The 23290-nt window shown below is 73.5% G+C and carries 30 protein-coding genes and 4 pseudogenes; 19 read left to right on the top strand and 15 right to left on the bottom strand.

The genetic code is table 11. The annotated features are described in order from the left end of the window. Positions 1-55 precede the first annotated feature (55 nt). Complete coding sequence (locus U6N30_RS24765) at positions 56-523, bottom strand: hypothetical protein (protein WP_324274379.1); 468 nt, start codon at positions 521-523, stop codon at positions 56-58. 218 nt (positions 524-741) lie between these two features. Here U6N30_RS24765 and U6N30_RS24760 point away from each other — a divergent pair, with 218 nt between their 5' ends. The 3 genes from U6N30_RS24760 (at position 742) to U6N30_RS24750 (ending at position 2820) form a co-directional block, all read left to right on the top strand. Beyond that, positions 742-1398, top strand: a complete 657-nt coding sequence (locus U6N30_RS24760; protein WP_324274378.1) for a response regulator transcription factor — start codon at positions 742-744, stop codon at positions 1396-1398. Between the two features lie 116 nt (positions 1399-1514). After that, entirely contained in the window at positions 1515-2069 is a 555-nt protein-coding gene (locus U6N30_RS24755; RefSeq protein WP_324274377.1) for a TIGR00366 family protein, read from the top strand. 136 nt (positions 2070-2205) lie between these two features. Then, complete coding sequence (locus U6N30_RS24750; RefSeq protein WP_324274376.1) at positions 2206-2820, top strand: TIGR00366 family protein; 615 nt, start codon at positions 2206-2208, stop codon at positions 2818-2820. Positions 2821-2830: 10 nt separating this feature from the next. On the opposite strand, the gene U6N30_RS24745 is transcribed toward U6N30_RS24750, so the two are convergent. The 8 genes and pseudogenes from U6N30_RS24745 to U6N30_RS24720 all read right to left on the bottom strand — a co-directional run bounded on the left by U6N30_RS24745 (position 2831) and on the right by U6N30_RS24720 (position 5732). Beyond that, positions 2831-3130: a TfoX/Sxy family protein gene (locus U6N30_RS24745; protein WP_324274375.1), complete on the bottom strand. Its 300-nt coding sequence runs from the start codon at positions 3128-3130 to the stop codon at positions 2831-2833. A 12-nt stretch (positions 3131-3142) separates the two neighbouring features. After that, on the bottom strand, positions 3143-3469 hold the full coding sequence (locus U6N30_RS24740; RefSeq protein WP_324278614.1) for a PIG-L deacetylase family protein: 327 nt from the start codon (positions 3467-3469) through the stop codon (positions 3143-3145). A gap of 30 nt (positions 3470-3499) precedes the next feature. Further along, a pseudogene (locus tag U6N30_RS24735) lies at positions 3500-3768 on the bottom strand (PIG-L deacetylase family protein); the annotation flags it as partial. 118 nt (positions 3769-3886) lie between these two features. Continuing rightward, positions 3887-4219: a sigma-70 family RNA polymerase sigma factor family protein gene (locus U6N30_RS24730; RefSeq protein ID WP_324274374.1), complete on the bottom strand. Its 333-nt coding sequence runs from the start codon at positions 4217-4219 to the stop codon at positions 3887-3889. A gap of 149 nt (positions 4220-4368) precedes the next feature. Beyond that, positions 4369-4416: pseudogene (locus U6N30_RS34545) on the bottom strand (hypothetical protein); the annotation flags it as partial. Between the two features lie 233 nt (positions 4417-4649). After that, positions 4650-4739 (bottom strand): annotated as a pseudogene (locus U6N30_RS34540) (sigma factor); the annotation flags it as partial. Between the two features lie 59 nt (positions 4740-4798). Continuing rightward, positions 4799-5353, bottom strand: coding sequence for a carboxymuconolactone decarboxylase family protein (locus tag U6N30_RS24725; protein WP_324274373.1), 555 nt, complete (start codon positions 5351-5353; stop codon positions 4799-4801). A 244-nt stretch (positions 5354-5597) separates the two neighbouring features. Then, complete coding sequence (locus tag U6N30_RS24720) at positions 5598-5732, bottom strand: hypothetical protein (RefSeq protein WP_324274372.1); 135 nt, start codon at positions 5730-5732, stop codon at positions 5598-5600. A gap of 101 nt (positions 5733-5833) precedes the next feature. Here U6N30_RS24720 and U6N30_RS24715 point away from each other — a divergent pair, with 101 nt between their 5' ends. After that, on the top strand, positions 5834-6127 hold the full coding sequence (locus U6N30_RS24715) for a hypothetical protein (RefSeq protein WP_324274371.1): 294 nt from the start codon (positions 5834-5836) through the stop codon (positions 6125-6127). A gap of 27 nt (positions 6128-6154) precedes the next feature. On the opposite strand, the gene U6N30_RS24710 is transcribed toward U6N30_RS24715, so the two are convergent. Next, positions 6155-6328, bottom strand: coding sequence for a hypothetical protein (locus U6N30_RS24710; RefSeq protein ID WP_324274370.1), 174 nt, complete (start codon positions 6326-6328; stop codon positions 6155-6157). Between the two features lie 85 nt (positions 6329-6413). Further along, positions 6414-6704, bottom strand: a complete 291-nt coding sequence (locus tag U6N30_RS24705) for a chorismate mutase (RefSeq protein WP_324274369.1) — start codon at positions 6702-6704, stop codon at positions 6414-6416. Between the two features lie 345 nt (positions 6705-7049). On the opposite strand from U6N30_RS24705, the gene pcrA reads away from it, so the two are divergent. Further along, positions 7050-9380 carry a DNA helicase PcrA gene (gene pcrA, locus U6N30_RS24700; protein ID WP_324274368.1) on the top strand — a complete coding sequence of 777 codons (2331 nt, stop codon included), beginning with the start codon at positions 7050-7052 and terminating at the stop codon, positions 9378-9380. Beyond that, positions 9377-9706 carry a hypothetical protein gene (locus tag U6N30_RS24695; RefSeq protein ID WP_324274367.1) on the top strand — a complete coding sequence of 110 codons (330 nt, stop codon included), beginning with the start codon at positions 9377-9379 and terminating at the stop codon, positions 9704-9706. The genes pcrA and U6N30_RS24695 overlap by 4 nt, the downstream gene beginning before the upstream one ends. A 208-nt stretch (positions 9707-9914) precedes the next feature. Here U6N30_RS24695 and U6N30_RS24690 read toward each other — a convergent pair. After that, positions 9915-10082, bottom strand: a pseudogene (locus tag U6N30_RS24690) (M23 family metallopeptidase); the annotation flags it as partial. Between the two features lie 13 nt (positions 10083-10095). Between U6N30_RS24690 and U6N30_RS24685 the strand changes: the two are divergent. Both U6N30_RS24685 and U6N30_RS24680 read left to right on the top strand, forming a co-directional pair. Continuing rightward, a complete protein-coding gene (locus U6N30_RS24685; protein WP_324274366.1) occupies positions 10096-10278 on the top strand; it encodes a hypothetical protein in 183 nt (60 codons plus the stop codon). A gap of 169 nt (positions 10279-10447) precedes the next feature. Continuing rightward, the gene (locus U6N30_RS24680; RefSeq protein WP_324274365.1) at positions 10448-10726 is read left to right on the top strand and encodes a hypothetical protein; all 279 of its coding nucleotides are present in this window, start codon (positions 10448-10450) and stop codon (positions 10724-10726) included. Positions 10727-11177: 451 nt separating this feature from the next. Here U6N30_RS24680 and U6N30_RS24675 read toward each other — a convergent pair whose 3' ends face one another. Together U6N30_RS24675 and U6N30_RS24670 are read right to left on the bottom strand one after the other, a co-directional pair. Then, positions 11178-11324, bottom strand: a complete 147-nt coding sequence (locus tag U6N30_RS24675) for an esterase/lipase family protein (RefSeq protein WP_324274364.1) — start codon at positions 11322-11324, stop codon at positions 11178-11180. 74 nt (positions 11325-11398) lie between these two features. Then, on the bottom strand, positions 11399-11866 hold the full coding sequence (locus tag U6N30_RS24670; RefSeq protein ID WP_324274363.1) for an esterase/lipase family protein: 468 nt from the start codon (positions 11864-11866) through the stop codon (positions 11399-11401). 339 nt (positions 11867-12205) lie between these two features. Between U6N30_RS24670 and U6N30_RS24665 the strand changes: the two genes are divergently transcribed. Genes U6N30_RS24665 through U6N30_RS24655 form a run of 3 tightly spaced genes read left to right on the top strand, consistent with a single transcriptional unit; the run spans position 12206 to position 13509 of the window. Next, complete coding sequence (locus U6N30_RS24665) at positions 12206-12436, top strand: hypothetical protein (RefSeq protein ID WP_324274362.1); 231 nt, start codon at positions 12206-12208, stop codon at positions 12434-12436. Beyond that, positions 12403-13074: a hypothetical protein gene (locus U6N30_RS24660; protein WP_324274361.1), complete on the top strand. Its 672-nt coding sequence runs from the start codon at positions 12403-12405 to the stop codon at positions 13072-13074. Before U6N30_RS24665 ends, U6N30_RS24660 begins: the two co-directional genes overlap by 34 nt. Positions 13075-13101: 27 nt before the next feature. Further along, positions 13102-13509, top strand: coding sequence for a coenzyme B12-dependent isobutyryl CoA mutase small subunit (locus tag U6N30_RS24655; protein WP_324274360.1), 408 nt, complete (start codon positions 13102-13104; stop codon positions 13507-13509). A gap of 73 nt (positions 13510-13582) precedes the next feature. Here the strand turns inward: U6N30_RS24655 and U6N30_RS24650 are convergent, their stop codons facing one another. Further along, a complete protein-coding gene (locus U6N30_RS24650; protein ID WP_324274359.1) occupies positions 13583-15322 on the bottom strand; it encodes a CocE/NonD family hydrolase in 1740 nt (579 codons plus the stop codon). Positions 15323-15603: 281 nt separating this feature from the next. Between U6N30_RS24650 and U6N30_RS24645 the strand changes: the two genes are divergently transcribed. The 8 genes from U6N30_RS24645 (at position 15604) to U6N30_RS24610 (ending at position 23192) form a co-directional block, all read left to right on the top strand. Then, a complete protein-coding gene (locus U6N30_RS24645) occupies positions 15604-16419 on the top strand; it encodes an ATP-grasp domain-containing protein (RefSeq protein WP_324274358.1) in 816 nt (271 codons plus the stop codon). After that, positions 16385-16705 (top strand): hypothetical protein, encoded by a 321-nt coding sequence (locus U6N30_RS24640; RefSeq protein WP_324274357.1) that lies wholly within the window; start codon positions 16385-16387, stop codon positions 16703-16705. The genes U6N30_RS24645 and U6N30_RS24640 overlap by 35 nt, the downstream gene beginning before the upstream one ends. 85 nt (positions 16706-16790) lie before the next feature. Further along, positions 16791-17666 (top strand): succinate--CoA ligase subunit alpha, encoded by an 876-nt coding sequence (gene sucD / locus U6N30_RS24635; protein WP_324274356.1) that lies wholly within the window; start codon positions 16791-16793, stop codon positions 17664-17666. Positions 17667-17851: 185 nt separating this feature from the next. Further along, positions 17852-19036, top strand: coding sequence for a hypothetical protein (locus tag U6N30_RS24630; RefSeq protein WP_324274355.1), 1185 nt, complete (start codon positions 17852-17854; stop codon positions 19034-19036). Positions 19037-19119: 83 nt separating this feature from the next. After that, on the top strand, positions 19120-21006 hold the full coding sequence (locus U6N30_RS24625; protein ID WP_324274354.1) for a cell division protein PerM: 1887 nt from the start codon (positions 19120-19122) through the stop codon (positions 21004-21006). Then, positions 21003-21476, top strand: a complete 474-nt coding sequence (locus U6N30_RS24620) for a hypothetical protein (RefSeq protein WP_324274353.1) — start codon at positions 21003-21005, stop codon at positions 21474-21476. Before U6N30_RS24625 ends, U6N30_RS24620 begins: the two co-directional genes overlap by 4 nt. Continuing rightward, the gene (locus U6N30_RS24615) at positions 21401-22525 is read left to right on the top strand and encodes a hypothetical protein (protein WP_324274352.1); all 1125 of its coding nucleotides are present in this window, start codon (positions 21401-21403) and stop codon (positions 22523-22525) included. The genes U6N30_RS24620 and U6N30_RS24615 overlap by 76 nt, the downstream gene beginning before the upstream one ends. Positions 22526-22550: 25 nt before the next feature. Beyond that, entirely contained in the window at positions 22551-23192 is a 642-nt protein-coding gene (locus tag U6N30_RS24610) for a pentapeptide repeat-containing protein (RefSeq protein WP_324274351.1), read from the top strand. Positions 23193-23290 lie beyond the last annotated feature (98 nt).

Here is a 23290-nt window from a genome sequence, read left to right as displayed (position 1 = left end):
CCGGCGGTGCGGCGCTCGCCGCGGGCGGGCTCATCCTGCTGCTCGCCACCACCGGTCAGCTCGCCAACGCCCGCAACGGTTTCGCCGCCACCCTGGTCATCCTCACCGGCGTCGTCCTCGCGACCGCGCCGATCTGGCGCCGGCTGCTGGACTCCCGGGCGGAGGAACGGTCGGCGCGCGTCCGCTCGGAGGAGCGCGCGGCCGTGGCCGCGCACCTCCACGACTCCGTGCTGCAGACGCTGGCGCTCATCCAGCGCCACGCCGAGGACCCGCAGGCGGTCAGCCGGCTGGCGCGCAGCCAGGAGCGCGAGCTGCGCGCATGGCTGTACGACCCGAAGGTCGTCCGGGAAGGCGGTACCTGGGCCGGGCTGGTGGCGCAGATGGTGTCCGACGTCGAGGCCGACCACGCGTTCCTGGTCGATCCGGTCGTCGTGGGCGACGCGCCCGTGGACGAGGACCTCGCCGCTCTCGGCGCTGCCACCCGTGAGGCGCTGGTCAACGCGGCCAAGCACTCGGGCGCCACCGCGGCCGACCTGTACACCGAGGCCACTCCCGACCGGGTGTCGGTCTACGTCCGCGACCGCGGCAAGGGGTTCGATCCGGCGGAGGTGCCCGACGACCGCCGCGGCCTGCGCGACTCCGTGACCGGCAGGCTGACGCGCCTGGGGGCACCGCCGTCGTCCGGTCCGCGCCCGGTGAGGGCACCGAGGTGGAGCTCGCGCTCCCGAGAGGAACAGCTCCATGACCGCCCCCAGAGTCTTCGTGGTCGACGACCACGCCATGGTCCGCGCCGGCGTGCGCGCCGAGCTCGGGGACGACGTCACGTTCGTCGGGGAGGGCGCCGACGTGCCCTCCGCCGTCGACGGCATCCGCGCCACCCGCCCCGACGTCGTCCTGCTCGACGTGCACATGCCGGGCGGCGGCGGCCGGACGGTGCTGGAGACGCTGCGCACCGAGCTGCCCGACACGAAGTGGCTCGCGCTGTCGGTGTCCGACGCCGCCGAGGACGTCATCGCGGTCATCCGGGCCGGCGCCAAGGGCTACGTCACCAAGACCATCTCCGGCCCGGACCTGCTCGACGCCGTCCGCCGGGTCGCCGACGGGGACGTGGTCTTCAGCCCCCGGCTGGCCGGCTTCGTGCTCGACGCCTTCTCCGCCGGCGGGCCGGCCACACCGGAACCGGAGGAGACGACCGACCCCGGGCTGGACCTGCTCAGCGCGCGAGAGCGCGAGGTCATGCAGCTGCTGGCCCGCGGCTACACCTACCGCGAGATCGGTTCCCGGCTGTTCATCTCCGTCAAGACCGTGGAGTCCCACGCCTCCAACGTGCTGCGCAAGCTGCAGCTGTCCAACCGCAACGAACTCACGCGCTGGGCGGCGACCAACCGCCTGCTCTGACGAGCGCCGAGCCACGGGCCCCTCCATGATGCTGAGGGATGTGCGGCAGGTCACGTCCCTGACGTCGTGAGGAGATGGCCGATGCTGCGCATGCTGTCCCGCCCCTGGTCGCCGGCGTGGAGAGGTACCTCCCCGGCGCCTTCGTCTTCGCGGTGGTCCTCACCGTGATCGTGGCCGTGCTCGCGCTGATCTTCGGCGACATCGGCCCGGCGGAGCTGACGCGGGCCTGGGGCGACGGGCTGGCCGGGCTGCTGGCGTTCATGACGCAGGTCGCCCTCGTGCTCCTGCTGGGCTACACGCTGGCCCTCACCCGCCCGGTCAAGGCCGGCCTGATCCGCATCGCCGACGTGCCCAAGAGCCCCCGGGCGGCGTACGCGTTCGTCGCGTTCGTGTCGGCGGTCGCGTCGCTGATCAGCTTCGGGCTGGGCCTGGTGGTCGGCGGGGTCATCGCCCTCGAGGTGGGCCGCGCCGCCCGCCGCCGGGGCACGCAGCTGCACTATCCGCTGCTCGTGGCCAGCGCCTACTCCGGCTTCGCCGTCTGGCACATGGGTTACAGCGCCACGGGCCCGCTCGCGGCCGCGACCCCGGCAGCTTCGTCGAGGAGGCCATCGGGCGGACCATCCCGATCAGCGAGACGGTCTACTCGCCGTGGAACCTCATCGCGATCGTGATCGCGGTCGCGGCGATCCTCGGGACCGTCGTCCTGATGGCCCCCAAGAGCGGGGACCGCGTCATCGAGCTGCCCGAGCGGATGGGGAGGAGGAGCCCGACGTCGCGCTGAAGGACCCGGAGACCCCGGCCGAACGCATGGAGGCCTCGCGCCTGGTCACGCTCATCCCCGGCCTCGCGCTGCTGGGCTACCTGGGGGTCTACTTCGCGCAGGAGGGCTTCGACCTCACCCTCGACATCGTCAACTGGAGCTTCCTCGCCGCGATCCTGCTGATCGTGCGCAGTCCGGCGGAGCTGGCCGAGCTCATCGGCGGCGCGGTGCGGACGGTCGGCGAGGTGCTGCTCCAGTACCCGCTGTACGCCGGGATCATCGGGATGATGACCGCGTCGGGGCTGGCCGCCCAGCTCAGCGGCTGGTTCTCCGACATCGCCAGCCCCGGGACCCTCGGCCTGTTCGCCTTCCTCTCGGCCGGGCTGCTCAACCTGTTCGTCCCGAGCGGCGGCGGGCAGTTCGCCGTCCAGGCGCCGATCTTCCTGGACGCCGCGGACTCGCTCGGGGTCGATCCGGCCGTCATCACGATGGCGATCGCCTACGGCGACCAGTGGACCAACATGATCCAGCCGTTCTGGGCGCTGCCGCTGCTGGCCGTCGCGGGGCTCGGCGTCCGGGACATCTTCGGCTTCACCGCGATCACCTGCCTGATCACCGGGATCGTGTTCGGCGGGACGATGCTCGTCCTCGGGGCCGGCTGACCGTTCTGGCCTACTGCTGGGACTCCACCCAGGCGCGGGCCTCGGCGGCCACCGGATCCCAGCTCACCGATTCCCCCAGCACCACCCAGCCGTTCATCCGGCGGCCCGGCATCGGCTCGAAGTGCTCGGCCTGCCCGGTCGCCACCAGCTCCTGGAGCCGCTCGGGAGGCAGCTTCACGACCAGCTGCTCGGCCCACCAGATGGCGAAGAACCTCCGGCCGGTCCGCAGCCCCTGGCAGCCGAACATCGACCCGGACGTCACGTCCGCGTCGCAGGTGCGCTCGACGAGGTCCTCCCACGAGTCAGCCATGCCAGCAGCAGATCACGCGGTGTGGACGACGTGGAAGGCCTCGGCGAGCCGGCCGTCGGGCAACCCGAAACGCGTCGCCGTCTGACCCATCCAGCCGGTCACGAACCGCTCGAGGTCCGGGTTGTGGCTGACCTGGGTCACGTGGCAGCGCAGGGCGGCGAGCTTGCGGTCCAGCACGTCGGTGACGTCGACCGGGTGGTCGGCGCGCGGGCTGGCGCCGAGCCACACCTCCGAGACGGTCCAGGCCGCCAGCCCCTCCTCGGCCAGCAGCTCGGGGAACGCGAACGGGTTGCGGGCGTCGGGGTAGACGGCCCGCAGCGTCGACTCGCCCACGGTCATGTGATCGGGGTGACTGGCGCCGATCCGCTCCCAGAACCGCTCCGGCGAGCTGGTGAGGACCCGCTGCGGCCGCACCTGGCGGATGACCCGGCTGATGTCGCGTCGCAGGTCGAGCGTCGGCTCCAGGCGCCCGTCGGGGTAGCCGAGGAACCGGACGTCGGTGACCCCACGGCGGCCGCGGCGGCCCGTTGCTCTGCCTGCCGCAGCGGGCCCATCCGGTCCCGCGGCGTCTCGTCGAACCCGCCGGCGTCGCCGTCGGTGACGATGCAGTAGACGACCTCGGTGCCGGCCGCGGTCCAGGTCGCGACGGTCCCCGCCGACCCGAAGTCGACGTCGTCGGGGTGGGCGAGGACGCAGAGGACCCGCTCGACGTGCTCGGCAGGGGCGCGGGGCGGGGGCGCGGTCACCCGGCGGAGCCTAGAAGGGCCGCTCCGGGGCGTGCACGATGCCCCGGAGCTTGTCCGGGTTGCGGACCAGCAGCACCTGCTCGATCCGGCCGTCCTCGCCGACCTCGATGGACATCGACAGGAAGGGCTCGGTGCCCTCCCAGCCGACGATGGCCGGGGCGCCGTTGACGTCGACCAGCTCGACCCGCAGGTCGGGGTTCTCCAGCCCTGCCACGGAGACGGCGGCGACGAAGCGCGCGACCTTGTGCGCGCCGGAGATCGGCCGCAGGGCGGCCTTGGCCTTGCCACCGCCGTCGGTGACCAGGACGACGTCGGGTGCGAGCACGGCCAGCAGCGCCGCCACGTCGCCTCCGGCGGCGGCGGCGAGGAAGCGCTCGGTCGCCTCCGCTGCGCCCGGCGGTCGGTGTCGAAGCGGGGACGGCGGGCCTCGACGTGCTCGCGGGCCCGGTGCGCCGTCTGCCGAATGGCCGCCTCGCTGCGTCCGAGCGCGGCGGCCACCTCGGCGACGGGCAGGCCGAAGACCTCGCGCAGGACGAACACCGCCCGCTCGGCCGGTGACAGGGTCTCGAGGACGACGAGCAGGGCGAGGGAGACCTGCTCGCCGAGCTCGGCGGCCTGGTCGGGGTCGGGGAGGGCGGTGCGCTGCCGACTGCGGGCCCGCCGGTCATGAGCGGCTCGGGCAGCCAGGGCCCGACGTAGGTCTCCCGCCGCGCGCGGGCGGAGCCGAGGCGGTCCAACGCCAGGCGGGTGGTGATCTGCACCAGGTAGGCGCGCTCGTCGGACACGTCGTCCCGTGCGGCGGCCGACCAGCGCAGCCAGGTGTCCTGCACGACGTCCTCGGCGTCGGCGACGCTGCCGAGCATCTGGTACGCCACCGTGAACAGCAGCCGCCGGTGCCGGTCGAAGGGCGCCAGGGCCGACGTCATGCCGGCGCCGGGATCTCGCAGCGGTCGCTGAACCCCTGGCTCGTCAGCCCGAGGGCGCTGTTGAACCGCGACCGGACGTTCTCCACGGCGACCATCATGGTGAGTTCCACGAGCTGCGCGTCGTCCAGTCGGCGTCGCAGTTCCACGACCATCTCGTCGGTCACGGCGGGCGGGGTCGCCGTCACCGCCTCGGCGTAGGCCATGACCTGGCGCTCCAGATCGGTGAAGACGTCACTGTCCCGCCAGTTCGGCACGGCGCGCAGCTTCGCCGGATCCACACCGGCCCGGGTGCTGATCCAGTGGCCGAAGTCGACGCACCACGAGCAGCCGATGTCGACGGCGGACGCCATGACGGCGAGAGCCTTGAGCGTCGGGTCCAGCCGGTTCCAGCGCGCGAGGGACGTCTCGAAGCGGGCGTCGGTGAGCAGGACCCGCGGGTTGTGACCCATCGCGGCGAGCGGGTCGGGGAGGACGCCGTAGCTGCGACGGGCGTACCACTCGGCGAGGCGGAAGAGCCGGGTGCGGGGTGGGTCGAGCGGGATGCGGGCCATGTCGGTGTCCTCTCCATGGGGCGACGGGGTGGGAGGGCTGAGGACATGGAGACGGGACAGAGCCGCGGGACGTGACATGGGCCGGGGCCGGACGGGTCCTCCCCTGGCGACCCGTCGGCCCCGGCGACCGGACGCGCTCGGCGACCACCGGGAAAGGGAGTCGCCGGAGCGGTCCGGCCTCCGGCCCGCTCCGGCAGCTCCGCGGGATCAGGGCGGGCGACCGGAACGGGCCGGACGGATGGGATCAGCAGCCCGGGGTCTCCGCCGCGAACGCCGTCCGCCGGGGCGGTGGGGCGGGCGGAGCGGTGGCCCGGATCCGTGCGGCGACGTCGGTGGGCAGGCGATGCACGAACGGTGGGACGGGCATCTGCTCGGGCATCGCCGTCAGGTCCTTCCGGGAGGCTGTGACCGGAGGAGGCGCCGGACGCGACGGCGGATACAGGCCGGACGCGCGGGCGGTCCGGCGGGCAGACTCGCCCGGTGGACACCTTCACGCTCTTCCTCGCACTCCGTCCCGAGCCCCTGCTGGACGACGCCGCCGTCGACGCGCTGGGATCGGCGCTGCGCCCCGGCGACCACGACCTGCGGGTGTGGCGCGAGGAGGGCCGGGGCCTCGTGCGGGTGTCGACCGAGGCGCCGGCCGACGGGCTCGAGGCGGCGCTGGAGCTCGCCCACGACCTGGGCGCCGAGGTGCTGGCCCGGTGCCCGGGTGCTCTGATCGAGGTGTCGGCCCTGGGGGACGAGGACTCGCTGGTCTGGCGCTCGGTGCCCTGACGGGCACCCGCGCCCACGGGCGAACCGCTAGAACGTGATGGTCTCCTCGACCGTGATCAGTTTCGCCAGCGGGGCGCCGTCGGACGTCGCGTCCGGGACGGTGGCCGCCCCGCCGACGAGCACGCCCAGTGCGAGGAGGACGGCGGCCGCGCGGCGCAGGGAGCGGCGGCGCCGGACGGGCGTGGAGCTCGTGGTGGTCACCGGGTCTCCAGGACTGGGACGGCGCTGGCGCATGGAGGAGGAGCGGACGACGTCCCCGGGATACCGCGGCCCGCGCGGCCCCTCGTCAGAGGCGGCCGCGGCCCTGGCGCAGCAGCATCATCCCCAGCGCGGCGCCGTCGGCACCCAGAGCCGCCTCGAACCGGGCCAGGACCTGCTGCTCCCGGGAGAGGTTGAGCCGGGTACCGCCGCTGGCCGAACGCAGCGCGCCGATCTCCCGCGAGATGGCCAGCCTGCGCTGGACGAGCGCGATGATCTCGGCGTCGCAGGTGTCGATGACGGACCGGAGTTCGCCGATGCGCTCGACCTCGGTGCCGGTGACGGCGGCGGAGGCGGAGGCGGTGGTGGGGGCGCTCATGGGATGTCCTTCGGGGGCTGGTGGCCCGAAGGTCTCCGGAGACGAGAAACGCCCCGGGGCTCTTCGGGCCCGGGGCGTCTGTTGCGGCGGTTGCTCAGCCAGCGGTGACGGACACCGGATCCCGGTGACCGTAGGCAAAATCGACCCTGACAGGGCTGACCGTGGCGAGCACGGAGCGGAGTCTGCCACAGCCCGGCCCGGACCGCCATGACCCCACCTGGGGCGGGTGTGGCCCAGGTGGACGGGACCGGGGAGTGTCCTCCGTCCGGCTTACAGTGATGTGGACATGAACCCACCCCACGAAAACGCTCCGCTGGCGCTCCACGTCTCCGCGGGGACACCGGGATGAGCGTCCAGGAAGCCCTGCCGGGGCCGCAGCAGTCCCTGCCCGGAACCGAGGCGCTCCAGCGCACCGCCACGGGGTCCGTGGGGCGTGAGCTCGAGCGGATGCTGGCCGGGCTCAACGGCCCGCAGCGCCAGGCCGTCGTCCACGAGGGCGGTCCGCTGCTCATCGTGGCCGGTGCCGGCTCGGGCAAGACCCGGGTGCTCGCGCACCGGATCGCCTACCTGCTGGGGGCCCGGCACACCCAGCCCGGCGAGATCCTGGCGATCACCTTCACCAACAAGGCCGCCGGCGAGATGAAGGAGCGGGTGGCCCACCTCGTCGGGCCGCGTGCCCGCGCCATGTGGGTGTCGACGTTCCACTCGATGTGCGTCCGGATCCTGCGCGCCGAGGCCGCCAAGCTCGGGCTGAAGTCGTCGTTCACGATCTACGACCAGGGTGACTCGGTCCGGCTCATGACGATGGTGGCGCGCGACCTGGACCTCGACGCCAAGCGCTATCCGGGCCGGAGCCTGGCCGCGCAGGTCTCGAACCTGAAGAACGAGCTGGTCGACGAGGAGAGCTACGTCCCGGGGACGGCGCCGGAGAAGGTGCTGGCCGAGGCCTACAAGCTCTACCAGCAGCGGCTGCGCCAGGCGCACGCGATGGACTTCGACGACCTGATCATGAACACCGTGCACCTGCTGCAGGCGTTCCCCGACGTCGCCGAGCACTACCGCCGGCGCTTCCGGCACGTCCTGGTCGACGAGTACCAGGACACCAACCACGCCCAGTACATGCTGGTGCGCGAGCTCGTGGGGTGGGCGGGTGACGGCGGCCCAGTGGGCCCGGTGCCGATGGCGGAGCTGTGCGTCGTCGGTGACGCCGACCAGTCGATCTACGCCTTCCGCGGTGCCACGATCCGCAACATCGACGAGTTCGAGCGCGACTACCCGCAGGCCACCACGATCCTGCTGGAGCAGAACTACCGCTCGACCCAGCGCATCCTCAAGGCGGCCAACCAGGTCATCTCGCGCAACACCGGCCGCCGTCCGAAGAACCTGTGGACCGACTCGGGCGACGGCGAGCTGATCGAGGGGTACGTCGCCGACAACGAGCACGACGAGGCCGCCTGGGTCGCCGAGCAGATCGACGCGCTGGTCGACGAGGGCGTGGCCCAGCCGAAGGACATCGCGGTCTTCTACCGGACCAACAACGCCTCGCGGGTCTTCGAAGAGGTCTTCATCCGGGTCGGCATGCCCTACAAGGTCGTCGGCGGCGTGCGCTTCTACGAGCGCAAGGAGGTCCGCGACGCGCTGGCCTACCTCAAGGTGGTCGCCAACCCGACCGACATCGTGAGCCTGCGCCGGGTCATCAACACCCCCAAGCGCGGCATCGGTGACCGCGCCGAGGCGTGCGTCGAGAACTTCGCCGACCGCGAGCGGATCCCGTTCGCCGCGGCCCTGCGCCGGTGCTCGGAGGTCGGGGAGCTCGCCACCCGGTCGCTCAAGGCGATCCAGGAGTTCGTCGCGCTGCTGGAGGAGTTCGAGCAGCTGGTCGAGACGGGGTCCGGTCCGGCCGCGCTGCTCGAGAGCATCCTCGACCGCACCGGCTACCTCGCGGAGCTGCAGGCGAGCACCGACCCGCAGGACGAGGGGCGCGTCGACAACCTCAACGAGCTGATCTCGGTCGCCGCGGAGTTCGAGGCGGCCACGCCCAACGGGACGGTCACCGACTTCCTGGAGCAGGTCTCGCTGGTGGCCGACGCCGACCAGATCCCGGTCACCGGCGACGACGCCGGCGTGGTCACCATGATGACGCTGCACACGGCCAAGGGACTGGAGTTCCCCGTCGTCTTCCTGACGGCGCTGGAGGACGGCGTCTTCCCGCACCTGCGCGCCCTGGGCGACCCGCGGGAGCTGGAGGAGGAGCGGCGGCTGGCCTACGTCGGCATCACCCGCGCCCAGCAGCGGCTGTTCCTCTCGCGGGCACAGGTGCGCACCAGCTGGGGGCAGCCGTCCTACAACCCGCCGTCCCGGTTCCTGGACGAGATCCCGCCGGACACCGTGCACTGGGCCCGGCTCGAGCCGGCCCCCGCGTCGTCGAACAGCTACTCGTCCGCGCAGTCGCGGGTGGCCGCGACCGGCCTGTCGACCGGTGGCCTGCGCGGCGGCGCCGGCAACCGGGCGGTCATCTCGGTGGACGTCGGTGACCGGGTCAGCCACGACGCGTTCGGGCTCGGGACGGTGGTCGAGGTGACCGGCGTCGGTGACAAGGCCCAGGCGACGGTCGACTTCGGCTCCGGCGGGACCAAACGCCTCGTGCTGAGGTATGCGCCGCTCGTCAAGCTGTGACCACTGCGCCCGATCGGCCGCGCTACACCGTGGTCGCCGTCGTCGACGTGCAGCCGGACGGGGCGGTGGCGCTCCAGCGGTACGAGGACCAGGTGCTGCTCCTGCTGGGCCGGCACGGCGGCCTGCTCGAACGCCGTCTCCGCACCCCGGAGGACGCGACGGAGGTCCACGTCCTGTCGTTCCCGTCCGAGGGCGCCTACCGCGCGTTCCGCACCGATCCCGAGCGCTCGCGCCACCGGCCGCTGCTGGACGGCGTGGACGTGGTGCACCGCGTCGTCGAGTCCCTCTCGGACGTGCGGCGGGCGACGCCCGCGTGCGGGTCGTGATCCGGGCGGCCTGACCCGCACACGGGCCACGGCCATCCCGGCCGGGATCAGATGCCGACGCCGCGTTCGGCGAGCCACTTCTGCGGGTCCAGCGGGCGGCCGTCCATGCCGCCACGGTGGATCTGGTAGTGCAGGTGCGGTCCGGTCGAGTACCCTCGTTGCCGACCTTGGCGATCTGGTCGCCCGCGTGCACGATGTCGCCGGCCCGGACGTCGTAGTAGCGCATGTGGCCGTAGATGTGCACGTTGCCGTCGGCGTCCTGGATGTACACGGCGTTGCCGTATCCAGAGACGCGTCCGGCCTTGATCACCACGCCGTCGGCCGCCGAGTAGATCGGGGTGCCGAGCGGAGCCGCCAGGTCCAGGCCGTAGTGCATCTGGCCCCAGCGCATGCAGAAGCAGGTGGTGAGCCGGCCCTGCGTGGGGAGCACGGTCTTCGGCGCACGGGCGGCGCGGGAGGCGGCGAGTTCGCCCAGCCGGGCCTGCGCCTCCGCCTCGGTGATGCTGCGTCGCACGCCGGCGTCGTCGATGCCGCCGCTCAGGGCGAGATCGGCGGCGATGCCGAGGCCGTAGTCGGAGGCGGTGCCGGTGAGCTCCTGCGAGGGCCCGGTGAAGCCCGGCACCGCAGCGAGGAGGGCGCCCGCGATGAGGGCGGCCAGCCAGAGATGCGCCCGGCGGCCGGGCGGGTGCGGGAGCCGCCGGGACCGCGGTCGACCGGGGGAGGGGCCTCCTCGGCGGCGGGTTGGGCGGCGTCGTCGTCGGCGTCCACGGCGGGTTCGGCCGGTGCCGCGGTGTCGGCGGCGGCACGCCTCGTGCGCAGGGCCTCGACGAGGGGCCGCGCAGCGAGGCGGTGTCGTGCTCGCTGCCGGGCCGCTCGAGGATCTGCGGTGCACTGCTGCGTGACATGGCGCACCTTCCCGGACGAGCGCTGCCCTGCCGAGCCGTGGAGCGGCCCGCCGGGGAGCGGCGGCGGCTCAGGACGACCGTGGTCCGGTCACCCGCCGGTGGCCCGGCGCCGTGATCGAACCGTAACGATGTGTCAGGGCGCGACAAAGCACCGCACAGCTCGTGTCGCGATAAGTGCGCGGTGTGACGGAAATGTGGCGTGACTGGACGATGACTGCCGGCTGCGACCACAAGAGTCGCCAGACGGACGGACGACGGCGGCCCCGGCCGAGCGCGGTCAGGCGACGGCGCCGCGACCGGTCGCAGGCCGTTCCCCAGCGTCCCGGCGACCGGCCAGGATCGCCGCGACCTCGTCGACCACCTGCCGGTGGCGGGGAGGCTCATGTGCCCGATCCCGCGCAGCAGGACGTTGCGGGCGGCGAGGTCCGGGTGGTCGCACCGGCCCGACCGCGTCGGTAGCACCATCTGGTCGAGGTCGCTGTAGATCGCCGTGACCGCGGTCCGGCATGCCGGTGCCGGCCCGGCGAGCTCCCGCAGGACGGGTGACCCGGGCCGGAGCTGGCGGATCAGCGGGGTGGGGACGACGTGCGCGAGCACCGACCCTCGTGCGGGGTCCCGAGCGTCACCAGCGACTCCACCCGGCGGTCCCCACCCTGACGCTGCACGTGGTAGCGGGCGATCAGCCCTCCCAGGCTGTGGCCGACGACGTGCACGCGGTCGTAGCCGGTCTGCTCGCAGATGCGCTCGATGTGCGCGCCGAGGTCGGTCGCCCCGCGGGCGATGTCGGTCAGGAGGGGCTGTAGTTCCAGGTGCAGACGTGGGCGAACCCGCGCCGGCGCAGGCTGCGCTCCATCACGGAGAACACCGAGCGGTTGTCCACCAGGCCGTGCACCAGCAGGACCGGGATGCGGGCGGCCAGCGGATCGGCGGCGAACAGCGCCCGGACGGTGGGCGGCTGCTGGCCCGGGCGCTTGCGCACGTCGGGCCGCAGTGCCGCGACCCGGGTGCCGAGGGGGTACATGAGCACGTGGGCGCCCACCCAGGCGAGCTCGGTGAGGCCGCCGGTCAGGGTGGCGGGGAGCAGAGCGCTCGCAGGGTGCTCCGCGGGGTGTCCGGCGTCGGCGCAGCGGTGTGCGACCCTGGTCGCCGCTCGGGACCACTCGTCGTGCGCACGACCGACCTCCCGACTGCTTCTCACCGGCATCGGCGCGGGTTCGGCGTCGCTGGTCGGTGGATAGGTGTCCGTTGCCGTCACGGTAATGCGCAGCTGTGGTGCGCATCACACGCGGCTCCCCGGATCCTCGGCAGATCGAGTCCGGTTCGTGACCGGATCGCGCCGACCGGAACCACGCGACCGCCGAGCGCGGCCGCAGACTGGGACGACGCCTGGTGACCACGCACCGGCGACCGAAGGGGAAGACGTGTCCCGCGACGCCCGAACGGGGCCGACCAGCCGCCGCGCGACTCCGACCGCGCGCCGCGGCGCCGTGCGGACGACGCCGTCCGCGCGCCCTGCCGCGCGCGACGGTGCGGCGTCCGGGTCCGGGGAGGACCTCGTCGTGGGCGACGTTCCCCCGGCGCCCGCATCGTCGGGGTGCTGCTCGTGCTGGCGGCCCTGGCCGGGGCCGCGACCGTCGTCCCGACCTACCTCGTCGTGGGTGGGGAGGAGCTGTCGCCGGTCGACGACCTCGCCAGTGCGCTCGTCGTCCTCCTCGTACCCGTGGCCCACCTGGCGGTCGGCGCGGTGCTCCTCCGGGGGCGGTCCCGAAGTTCGGCCTGGCCTACGCGGGCGTGGCCGGAGCCCTGGGGATCGGTCAGCTCCTGATCGAGGTCTACCGCGGCAGCAGCTCGACGTCGCGTCCCGCCGTCGAGGTGCTCGCCGGGCAGCGGGTGCTCACCAGTGGCGTCGAGGCGGCGCCCGGCTGGGTCCTCGGTGTCGTCGCCCTCGGCCTCACCGTCCTCGCCGGTGCCGTGGCGATCTGGTCCTGGGGCCGGACCGTCATGGACGACGGCGGTGCCCTCGATCCCGTCCGCTCGGGCCTCGCGGGCTCCGGGGTCCTCCTCGGCGTCATGACCGTCCTGTGCCTCTCCCTGCCGTCTGCCGACGTCCCCGATCAGGTGGTCACCGACCCTGCGACGGGGCTGCAGACCGTGGTGACCCAGGAGGGGCCCCAGGCGCTGCTCGAGCGGCCCGGGCTCGCGCTCATGGGCGGACTGCTGCTCGCCGGCGCCGTCGTCCTCTGCTCGGTCGTCGCACCGTCGCTGCGTCCGCGGCTGGCCGTCGTCGGGGGCCTGCTCGCCATCGCCGTCGCCGTCCTGGGTGCCGCACTCACCGGCATGCGGGACGCCGCCGCCTCGGACGACCTGGAGTGGACCCTTCCCGGCGCGGGCCTGCTCGTCGCCGGACTGGGCTACGCGGGGCTCACCGCGCTCGCCTGGCGGCTCCGCCGAGGCCGCTCCTGATCGGGCCCATTCACTAGGCTGCCGCTCGTGGACGAACGCATCCGGGTGGTCATCGCCAAGCCGGGCCTCGACGGGCATGATCGCGGCGCGAAGATCGTGGCGCGTGCGCTGCGCGACGCCGGCATGGAGGTGGTCTACACCGGCCTGCACCAGACGCCGGAGCAGATCGTCGAGACCGTCGTCCAGGAGGACGCCGATGCCGTCGGGCTGTCCGTGCTGTCCGGCGCCCACATGACGCTCTTCGCGCGGCTGCGCGAGCTGCTGGACGACCGGGGCATCGACGACGTCGTCGTCTTCGGTGGCGGGATCATCCCCGACGAGGACCTCCCCGAGCTCGAGCGCCTCGGCGTCGGCCACATCTTCACGCCCGGCGCCACCACCACCGAGATCGTCGACTGGGTCCGCGCGAACGTGGGGACCCCCACCGGCGCCTGAACCTCGCGCAGGCATAGGTACCTATACCTGCGTCTGGGGACCGGGAACGCAGGTATAGGTACCTATGCCTGGGTCAATCGACGACGGGCACGGTGAGCTGCTGGGTGCGGCCGGGGCCGGTCGCCAGGCCCACCTGCTGCGGGACGGTGGAGCCGCGGTAGGCCAGGTCGCCGCCGGCCAGGACCACGGCCAGTCGGTGACCGGCCTCGAACCGGTGCACGATCCCCGGCAGCTCGATGGTGACCGGCTTCGTGACGTCGCTGACGCGGGCCGGAGAGATGAGCCTGTGCGGCAGTTCGATCGCGCCTTCGGGGCCGACGTCGTAGACCTTCGCGTAGACCACCAGCTGCCCGGCCGGGCCGGTCAGCTGCGACGCGGCCACGGCCGGGGCGTCCAGCTGCACGGTGAGCCGTGGGGAGCCGACGACGTCCAGCGGTTCGGGCAGCGGCGGCGTGGAGAAGCGGATCGCCGTCCCGGGCGGATCGGTCACCGGACCGGACTGGTCGAGGAACGACGTCTCCGTGTAGTTCGGCCCGAACGGCGCCACGCTGCTGTACGCGCTGGTGCCCGGGACCACCTGTGCCGGGCTGTCGACCAGCTCACCTCCCTGGAGGCCACCGCCGGACAGGTGCAGGGTCCGCTCGGTCCCGACGGGGTAGAACGGCGCCGAGGCGTAGGCCTGCTCCACGTCGCCCGTCTCCTCCATGACCCAGTCGCGGTAGTAGTCGAAGACCGGCTCCGGGGCCGGGCCGCGGCCACGGACGTAGTGGTCGAACCAGCCCAGCACCTGGCGGCCCTGGTAGGAAGCCTCCGGGTTGCGCTCGTCCAGCTCGCCGGGCTGGGGGCCCAGGCCGCTGTGGCCCCACGACTGCCACACCAGGGAGACGGGGGTGCCCTGCTCCCTCAGCGCGGCGTAGGTGGCCACCGACTCCTGCAGGTTGAACAGCGTGTCGGCCTGGCCCTGCGCGAGGAGGGTCGGCACGCGGACGTCGGACACGTAGCTCGCCACGGAGTTCGACCGCAGGAACTCCACGGACGACTGGCTGGCGAAGCCGGTCGTGGCCACCTCGGCGAGGGCGGCGCAGACCGGGGCGTCGAAGTTCAGGCAGTTCTGCTGCGCCAGGTTGCGGACCTGGGCCGGGTCGGACAGTGCCGGCAGGTCCTGGACCCCGTTCGCGAAACCGAGCGCGGTGAACAGCAGGGACCACTGGTACGTGAAGACGCCGGTGTTCGCCGTGCTGACCGATCCGCTCCCGGCGGTGCCGCCCGGGATGCCGCTGTTGTCGGGGTTGAGCGAGTAGGAGAGGTCGTTCCAGGTGATCATCGGGACGATCGCGTCGAGGCGGTCGGTGCCGGCCGCGTGCTCGACCGCGGTGGCCGCGAACTGGATCTGGCCGCCGTAGGAGCCGCCGACCATCCCGACCGCGGGGTCGTGGGGCACCTTCGTGCGGCGGTCCTCGCGGATCACCTGGTCGACGTGCACCCGCTCCCCGGTCGCGTCGTCCACCGCGACGATCGTCCGGTCGCCGCCGAGGAAGCGCAGCAACTGGCTCGCCGCGGCGCCGTCGTGCTCGCGGTCGTCGAGGGTGATGGGGCACAGGTCGCCGTCGACGAACCCGAGTCCGGTGTAGGAGAGCGTGACGTACCCGTGCTCGCCGAACCCCTGGGCGAAGTCGGCCTGGTCGGCCTTGGTCCCTCCGAAGCCGTTCGTCGCGAGCAGCGCCGGTCCCGGCCGGCGCTCGGTCACCCCGGCCGGCACGTAGAGGTCGGCGTCGATCTGGCAGGTCCGCTGCTCGGGTCCGAGGCCGGTCACCGTGATCGTCAGGTCGCGGGGGACGATCTCGGACGCGGCGGCGGGCGGCGCGATCGCGGCCGTTCCCCGGCGGTCAGCACGGCGGTGACCAGGACGGTTGCGGCTCGGCGCACGGACGGCTCCTCAGGGGCGGGGGTCGGGAGGTGCGGCGGGCCGGCGCGTCCCGGCCGGGCCGGGTCTACGGCGATCGAGTGACGCACCGTGTGATGCGCCCCACGCCTTCCCGGTGCGTACAACGCCCGAGGGGCGGACGGGTTACGGGCGGGCTACGGTGCCTGATCGTGGATCTTTTCGAGTACCAGGCCCGTGACCTGTTGGCGTCGCACGGCGTCCCCGTGCTCCCCGGCGGTGTCGCCGAGACGCCCGAGCAGGCGGAGGCGATCGCCCGCGAGATCGCCCTGCCCGTCGTCGTCAAGGCGCAGGTGAAGGTCGGCGGTCGCGGCAAGGCCGGCGGCGTGAAGCTGGCCGACAACGCCGAGGACGCGAAGGCGCGCGCCCACGACATCCTCGGGCTGGACATCAAGGGGCACATCACCCACAAGGTGATGGTGGCCCAGGCCAGCGACATCGCCGAGGAGTACTACTTCTCCTACCTGCTCGACCGCTCCAACCGCACCTTCCTGGCGATGGCCTCGAAGGAGGGCGGCATGGAGATCGAGCAGCTCGCCGTCGAGCGGCCCGAGGCGCTGGCCCGCATCCCGATCGACGCCAGCAAGGGTGTCGACGAGGCCAAGGCCGCGGAGATCGTGGATGCCGGCAACTTCCCGGCCGACGTACGCGACCAGGTGATCGCCATCGCCGTCCAGCTGTGGGAGGTCTTCACCCAGGAGGACGCCACCCTGGTCGAGATCAACCCCTGGCGAAGGCGCCCGACGGCACCGTGCTCGCGCTGGACGCCAAGGTCACCCTCGACGAGAACGCGGAGTTCCGGCAGCCGGAGCACGCCGCGCTCGAGGACGCCGCCGCCGCCGACCCCTCGAGGCGCGGGCCAAGGAGAAGAACCTCAACTACGTCAAGCTCGAGGGCGAGGTCGGGATCATCGGCAACGGTGCCGGCCTCGTCATGAGCACTCTCGACGTCGTCGCCTACGCCGGTGAGGAGTTCGGCGGCGTCAAGCCCGCCAACTTCCTCGACATCGGCGGTGGGGCCTCGGCCGAGGTCATGGCCAACGGCCTGGAGATCATCCTCTCCGACCCGGCCGTCAAGAGCGTCTTCGTCAACGTCTTCGGCGGGATCACCGCCTGCGACGCCGTGGCCAACGGCATCGTCTCCGCCCTGGGCATCCTGGGCGACGAGGCGACCAAGCCGCTGGTCGTGCGCCTCGACGGCAACAACGTCGAGGAGGGCCGGCGGATCCTCGCCGAGGCCAACCACCCCTGGTGACCGTGGTCGACACGATGGACGGCGCCGCGCGCCGGGCCGCCGAACTCGCCGCCGCCTGAAGCCCTAGCGAACAGGACCTGTAGAGATGTCGATCTTCCTCAACGAGAACAGCAAGGTCATCGTCCAGGGCATGACCGGCTCCGAGGGCAGCAAGCACACCCAGCGCATGCTCGCCTCCGGCACCGCCATCGTCGGCGGCGTCAACCCGCGCAAGGCCGGCACCAGCGTCGACTTCGACGGCGCGAGCGTGCCGGTGTTCGGCGGGGTCGCCGAGGCCATGAAGGAGACCGGCGCCGACGTCAGCGTCATCTTCGTGCCGCCGCCGTTCGCCAAGGCCGCCGTCATCGAGGCCGTGGACGCGGGCATCGGGCTGGCCGTCGTCATCACCGAGGGCATCCCGGTGCACGACTCGACCTCCTTCTGGGCCCACGCCCAGGGCAGCGCCACGAGGATCATCGGGCCCAACTGCCCGGGCCTGATCAGCCCCGGCCGCTCGAACGCCGGCATCATCCCGGCGAACATCACCAAGCAGGGCAGGATCGGGCTGGTGTCGAAGTCCGGCACGCTGACCTACCAGATGATGTACGAGCTCCGGGACATCGGTTTCTCGACCGCGATCGGCATCGGTGGCGACCCGGTCATCGGCACCACGCACATCGATGCGCTGCAGGCCTTCCAGGACGACCCGGAGACCGAGGCGATCGTGATGATCGGCGAGATCGGTGGCGACGCGGAGGAGCGGGCCGCCGACTTCGTCAAGGCCAACGTGACCAAGCCCGTCGTCGGCTACGTCGCCGGTTTCACCGCGCCGGAGGGCAAGACGATGGGGCACGCCGGCGCCATCGTCTCGGGCTCGGCCGGAACCGCCCAGGCCAAGCAGGAGGCCCTCGAGGCCGCCGGCGTGCGCGTCGGCAAGACGCCCTCGGAGACCGCGCGTCTCATGCGGGAGATCGTCGGCTGACCTTTCCGGCCCCCACCTCCACCGCTGCCCGGTGTCCCCCGTCCGGGGAGACCGGGCAGCGGTGTCTCGGCACCCCTGCGAAGATCACGGTCGGACGACGACGTGCGTGGCGTCGTTGCCGGACCGCGTGCGGGACGGGAACCATCCGCCTCGCACCCCCGATCCTCTGCGAGGAGAACCCCGCGATGACTGCCAGCCAGCCTCCGCAGCCGCCCTCGGGTGAGCAGCCGGAGCACCCGCAGGGGCACCACCCGCAGCAACCTCCGCAGCAGCAGCCCCCGCAGGGTCCGCCTCCCGGCTACGGCGGCCCGCCCGCTCCCGGTCAGCAGCCGCCCGGCCACGGCCAGCAGCCCCCTCCGGCTACGCGCCCCCGGGGTACGGGCAGCCCGGCTACGGGCAGCCCGGCTACGGGCAGCCTGGCTACGGACCGCCCCGGGGTACGGGCAGCCCGGCTACGGCCCGCCGCCGGGCTACGGGCCGCCCCGGGGTACGGGCAGCCCGGCTACGGCCCGCCGCCGGGGTACGCGCCGCCGCCGGGTTACGGCCCGCCGCCCGGCTACCCGGGTGCCTACGGTCAGCCGGGTTACGGCCAGCCCGGGTACGGGGCGGGCCACAACCCGTACGCGCGCCCGCCCGGCACGGGCATGACGTTCTCCTTCGACCTCAAGCGGCTGAAGGTGGCCGACTACCTCCTCGCCGGCGGGACGCTGCTGTTCTTCGTGCTGGCCTTCTTCCCCTGGCTGACCTTCGGCGACGAGTTCTTCGGCTTCCAGCTCAGCGGGTGGGATCTGGGCCAGGTCACGTCGGCGTTCGTGCTGTTCCTCCTGGCGACGGCGTGGGCCGTCACACCGGCGTTCGTCGACATGACGATCGGGTTCCCGCGCTCCTGGATCACCGTCGGCCTCGCCGGCCTCGGCTGGCTGCTGACGCTCTTCGCGTGGCTCGACGCCCTGGACGGCGGCTTCTCGATCTGGGCACTCCTGGGATTCCTGACGGCGACCGCGATCCTCGGCGTCGCCGGACTGTCGCTGGTCCCCGAGATCCGCGACCGGCCGGCGATGCCCGGGCGGCTGGCGGAGGCGGCTCAGTGGGCGAGCCAGCCGGCCCCTGGCTTCGGTCAGCAGCCGACGCAGCCGCAGCAGCCGTACGGCCAGAGCGGCCCCGGTCAGCCCGCCTACGGGCCTCCCGGCCAGCAGCCGGGCTCCGGCCAGGGCAGCCACGAGCAGTCTGGCCGGCCGGTGCAGCCCTATGGCCAGCAGCCGCCTCCGCCACCAGCGCCTCCGGCCGCGCCTCCGGCGACTCCGGGCGGCTCGACAGCATCCGGTGAGGGCTCGGGCACTCCCGGTCCCGACGAGCGGCCCACCGGCTGACGGACGCGCCGCGGAGCCCGATATCGGGACGGGCCTCGGCGCGTGCGGCCACCTCCACCGCCGGCAGTTGCGAGAGTGGGGGCGTGGTCTCCCTGCTCGCCCGCCTGCCCCGGGGCAACCACGTGACCGCACTTCCGCTCGTGGGTCTGGCCGGGGCGGCGTCGGCCGCCGTCAGCGCCGCCGCGCTGGCCGGTCTGGCGCTCGCGCTCGTCGTCGTCGAGACCCTCGATCCCGACGGTGGTCAGTCCGCCGGTGACTCGATCGTCCTGGCCGGCCGGCTGTGGCTGCTCGCGCAGGGCGGCGAACTGCGGATCGCCTCCGGCCCGCTGGTCCTCGCACCGCTCCTGCTCACCCTCGGCCTGGCCTGGGGGCTGGCGCAGGCCGGCCGCGGGGTCGCCCGGCTCCGCGCTCCGGCCGGCCGGGGCGAGGCCGCGCGGGCGGTCGGCGCCGTCGTCGGCGTGCACGTGCTGCTCACCCTCGTGCTGGCGCTCGCCGTCGACGGCCCCGAGGCCCGGGTCGGGCTGCTGCGGACGCTCGCGGGGGCGACGGTGCTGGCCGTGGTCGCCAGCGGATGGGGCGTGGGAAGGGAGTCCGGTCTGCTCGACGACGTGCTCGACCGGGGGCCGCTCCGGGCGGTGCTCCGCGGCGTCGTCGCCGGTCTGCTCACGGCCGTCGCGCTCAGCACGGTCGTCGTCGCCGTCGCCCTCGTGGCCGACGCCGCCGGGTACGCGGCCCTGTCGGGCTCGCTCGGCGGCGCGGGAGCGGGAGCGGTGGGGCTGGCCGGGCTGGGCCTGATCCTGCTGCCCAACGCCGCCGCCGCGGTGCTGGGACTGGCCGCGGGTCCCGGCTTCCACGTCGGCTCGGGCACGCTGGTCTCGGTGCACGGGGTGACCCTCGACGCCGTCCCGGCGCTCCCTCTGCTCGCGGCGCTGCCGGACACGCAGGCGGTCCCGCTGATCGCCTTCGTGTCGCAGGTCATCCCGGCCGTGGCCGGGCTGGTCGCCGGTGCCACGGTGGGCCGCTGGCTGCGCGACGACGCCGGCGGCTCGGTGGTCGCCGGGCTGAACGGCGTCCTCACCGGTGGCCTGCTGGGGGTGGCAGGGGGCTGCTGGTCTGGCTGGCCGGCGGCTCGCTCGGGGACGGCGGCCTCGCGGAGGTGGGGGCGCCCCCGGTGGCCACCGGCATCGCGATCGCGGCGCAGAGCGGGATCGCGGCAGCCGTGGGCGCCGCCGTCAGCCGCTGGCGGGCGCTGGGCTGACCGATCACCCCGCACCTCCACGGCTGGCAGGTTCGCTGCGGGCCCCTGCGAGGGGCCGGCTGGATCGGTTCCTTTAGGGTCGTGGACGTGCCCGCCACCGAGCCCGTGTCGCGGGCGCGGGTCGCCGTCCTGCTGTCCGGCACCGGCTCCTCTGCGCGGCCCTCCTGGCCGCGACCGACGACCCCGTCTACCCGGCCGACGTCGTCGTGGTCGGCAGCGACCGCGCTGCCGACGGGCTGGAGCACGCCCGCCGGCGCGGCATCCCGACGTTCACCTGCGCGCTCGCCGAGCACGCCGACCGGGGAGCCTGGGACCGCTCCTGGCCGCTGCGCTGACCGAGCACCGGCCCGACCTGGTGGTCTCCGCCGGGTTCATGAAGCTGGTCGGCCCCGCCGTCCTCGCCACCTTCGGTGGCCGGCTGATCAACACCCACCCGGCGCTGCTCCCGGCGTTCCCCGGTGCGCACGCCGTGCGTGACGCGCTGGCCGCCGGTGCGACGGTGACGGGCGCGACCGTGCACCTGGTGGACGCCGGCCTGGACACCGGCCCGGTCCTCGCCCAGCGCGAGGTCGCCGTCCGCCCGGACGACGACGAGGCCGGGCTGCACGAACGCATCAAGACCGTGGAGCGCGAGCTCCTGGTCCAGACGGTGGCCCGGCTGGTCACCCCCGACCGGCCGGCCGAGCACGCGACGAGGAAGAGCGACCGATGAGCGACCGCGCCCCCATCCGCCGCGCCCTGCTGGGCGTCTACGACAAGACCGGCGTGGAGGAGCTGGCCGCGGGGCTGGCCGCCGCCGGGGTGGAGCTGGTCAGCACCGGCGCCACCGCCCGGCGCATCGCCGAGGCCGGGATCCCGGTCACCCCCGTCGAGCAGGTCACCGGCTTCCCGGAGTGCCTTGACGGCCGGGTGAAGACCCTGCACCCCGCCGTCCACGCCGGGATCCTGGCCGACCGGCGCAAGGCCGACCACGTCGGGCAGCTGGAGGAGCTGGGCATCGCCCCGTGCGACCTGGTGGTGGTGAACCTCTACCCCTTCACCGAGACGGTCGCCTCGGGTGCGAGCCCCGACGAGTGCGTCGAGCAGATCGACATCGGGGGCCGGCCATGGTGCGGGCGGCGGCGAAGAACCACCCGTCGGTGGCGGTCGTCGTCGACCCCGCCCGCTACGCCGACGTCCTGACCGCGGTCGCCGCCGGGGGTTTCACGCTGGCCGAGCGGCAGAAGCTGGCCGCGGCCGCGTTCCGGCACACGGCCTCCTACGACGTCGCCGTCGCCTCGTGGCTGGGCAACGTGGTGGCCCCGGACGACGACAGCGGCTTCCCCGCCTGGGCCGGCGCGACCTGGGAACGGGCCGACGTCCTGCGCTACGGCGAGAACCCGCACCAGAGCGCGGCCCTGTACCGCGGCGGCCGGCCGGGCCTGGCCCACGCCGAGCAGCTGCACGGCAAGGAGATGTCCTACAACAACTACGTCGACACCGATGCCGCCTGGCGGGCCGCCCACGACCACGCGGACCCCTGCGTCGCGATCATCAAGCACGCCAACCCGTGCGGGATCGCCGTCGGCCCCGACATCGCCTCGGCGCACCGCAAGGCGCACGCCTGCGACCCGCTGTCGGCCTTCGGTGGCGTGATCGCGGCCAACCGGGAGATCGACCTGACCATGGCCGAGCAGGTCGCCGAGGTGTTCACCGAGGTCGTCGTCGCACCGTCGTTCACCGACGACGCCGTGCGGGTGCTGTCCGGCAAGAAGAACGTCCGGCTGCTGCGTCTCCCGCACCTGCCGGCGGCGGGAGCCGAGATGCGCCCGATCGACGGCGGCCTGCTCCTGCAGGTCACCGACCGGCTCGACGCGCCGGGCGACGACCCGACCACGTGGACCCTGGCGACCGGCGAGCCGCTGGACGCCGCCGGCCTCGACGACCTGGTGTTCGCCTGGCGCGCGGTCCGCGCGGTGAAGAGCAACGCGATCCTGCTGGCCCACGACCGGGCCACCGTCGGCGTGGGGATGGGCCAGGTCAACCGGGTCGATTCCGCCCGGCTGGCCGTGTCGCGGGCGGGGAGCGGGCCGCGGGATCGGTCGCCGCCTCCGACGCCTTCTTCCCGTTCGCCGACGGCCTGCAGGTCCTGCTGGACGCCGGGGTGCGTGCCGTCGTCCAGCCGGGCGGCTCCGTGCGCGACGAGGAGGTCGCCGCCGCGGCGGCGGCCGCCGGCGTGCCGCTCTACCTGACCGGCACCCGCCACTTCGCCCACTGATGGCGGCGCGCTACTCCTCCCGGCCACACCTGGGCCCGCCGGAGGCGGGTTCCGTCGTGGAGGAGGAGGACTTCGCCCGGGTGGACTGGTGGGGCGTCGAGCTCGACGGCGTGACGTTCGTCCGCTGCCGGTTCGACGACGCCGGGCTGGAGGAGCTCGTCAGCCGGCGGTGCGTGTTCGAGGAGTGCGTCCTCACCGGTGTGCGGATGGCCGGCTCGCGGCACCTGGGGTCGGCGTTCCTCTCCTGCCGCTTCGACCGGGCCAAGCTCATCGACGTCACCTGGGACGGCTGCAAGCTGACCGGCTCCCAGTTCCCGGGTGCGCAGCTGCGGCCCATGACGGCGACCGAGTGCGACTGGAGCTACGCGTCGCTGCGGGGCGCGGACCTCTCGGCGCTGGTCCTCGCCGGGCAGCGGTTCCGGGAGACCGATTTCACCGACGCCGACCTGCGCGGGACCGACCTCACGAACTCGGACCTGAACCGCGCCCGCCTGCAGAGCGCGAAGCTGCGCGGCGCCGACCTGCGCGGCGCGTCGACCGACGAGATCAACTGGCGGGCCTTCGAGCTGACCGGCGTCCGGCTCGACCTGAGCCAGGCCGTCCAGTTCGCCGGCGCCCACGGCGCCGTCATCGGCAGCTGATCCGAACTGTCGTGTCGTGAGCAGTGGAGCCTGGAGGGTTTCGCGAGCGAGCGACTCAACGGCTCAACGCGTCAGGGGACGGCTCCTGGCCGCGGTGC

Source organism: Blastococcus brunescens (assembly GCF_035320885.1).
Lineage (GTDB): Bacteria > Actinomycetota > Actinomycetes > Mycobacteriales > Geodermatophilaceae > Blastococcus_B > Blastococcus_B brunescens.
This window is presented reverse-complemented; position numbering and strand designations above follow the sequence as displayed.

Excerpts from the sequence above, each read along its gene's own strand:
- U6N30_RS24760 (WP_324274378.1), top strand. The coding sequence starts at position 742 with ATGACCGCCCCCAGAGTCTTCGTGGTCGACGACCACGCCATGGTCCGC.
- U6N30_RS24750 (WP_324274376.1), top strand. The coding sequence starts at position 2,206 with ATGGAGGCCTCGCGCCTGGTCACGCTCATCCCCGGCCTCGCGCTGCTG.
- U6N30_RS24745 (WP_324274375.1), bottom strand. The coding sequence starts at position 3,130 with ATGGCTGACTCGTGGGAGGACCTCGTCGAGCGCACCTGCGACGCGGAC.
- U6N30_RS24740 (WP_324278614.1), bottom strand. The coding sequence starts at position 3,469 with ATGACCGTGGGCGAGTCGACGCTGCGGGCCGTCTACCCCGACGCCCGC.
- U6N30_RS24725 (WP_324274373.1), bottom strand. The coding sequence starts at position 5,353 with ATGGCCCGCATCCCGCTCGACCCACCCCGCACCCGGCTCTTCCGCCTC.
- U6N30_RS24720 (WP_324274372.1), bottom strand. The coding sequence starts at position 5,732 with ATGCCCGAGCAGATGCCCGTCCCACCGTTCGTGCATCGCCTGCCCACC.
- U6N30_RS24705 (WP_324274369.1), bottom strand. The coding sequence starts at position 6,704 with ATGAGCGCCCCCACCACCGCCTCCGCCTCCGCCGCCGTCACCGGCACC.
- pcrA (WP_324274368.1), top strand. The coding sequence starts at position 7,050 with ATGAGCGTCCAGGAAGCCCTGCCGGGGCCGCAGCAGTCCCTGCCCGGA.
- U6N30_RS24685 (WP_324274366.1), top strand. The coding sequence starts at position 10,096 with ATGCAGAAGCAGGTGGTGAGCCGGCCCTGCGTGGGGAGCACGGTCTTC.
- U6N30_RS24640 (WP_324274357.1), top strand. The coding sequence starts at position 16,385 with ATGAGCACTCTCGACGTCGTCGCCTACGCCGGTGAGGAGTTCGGCGGC.
- sucD (WP_324274356.1), top strand. The coding sequence starts at position 16,791 with ATGTCGATCTTCCTCAACGAGAACAGCAAGGTCATCGTCCAGGGCATG.
- U6N30_RS24630 (WP_324274355.1), top strand. The coding sequence starts at position 17,852 with ATGACTGCCAGCCAGCCTCCGCAGCCGCCCTCGGGTGAGCAGCCGGAG.
- U6N30_RS24620 (WP_324274353.1), top strand. The coding sequence starts at position 21,003 with ATGAGCGACCGCGCCCCCATCCGCCGCGCCCTGCTGGGCGTCTACGAC.
- U6N30_RS24615 (WP_324274352.1), top strand. The coding sequence starts at position 21,401 with ATGGTGCGGGCGGCGGCGAAGAACCACCCGTCGGTGGCGGTCGTCGTC.
- U6N30_RS24610 (WP_324274351.1), top strand. The coding sequence starts at position 22,551 with ATGGCGGCGCGCTACTCCTCCCGGCCACACCTGGGCCCGCCGGAGGCG.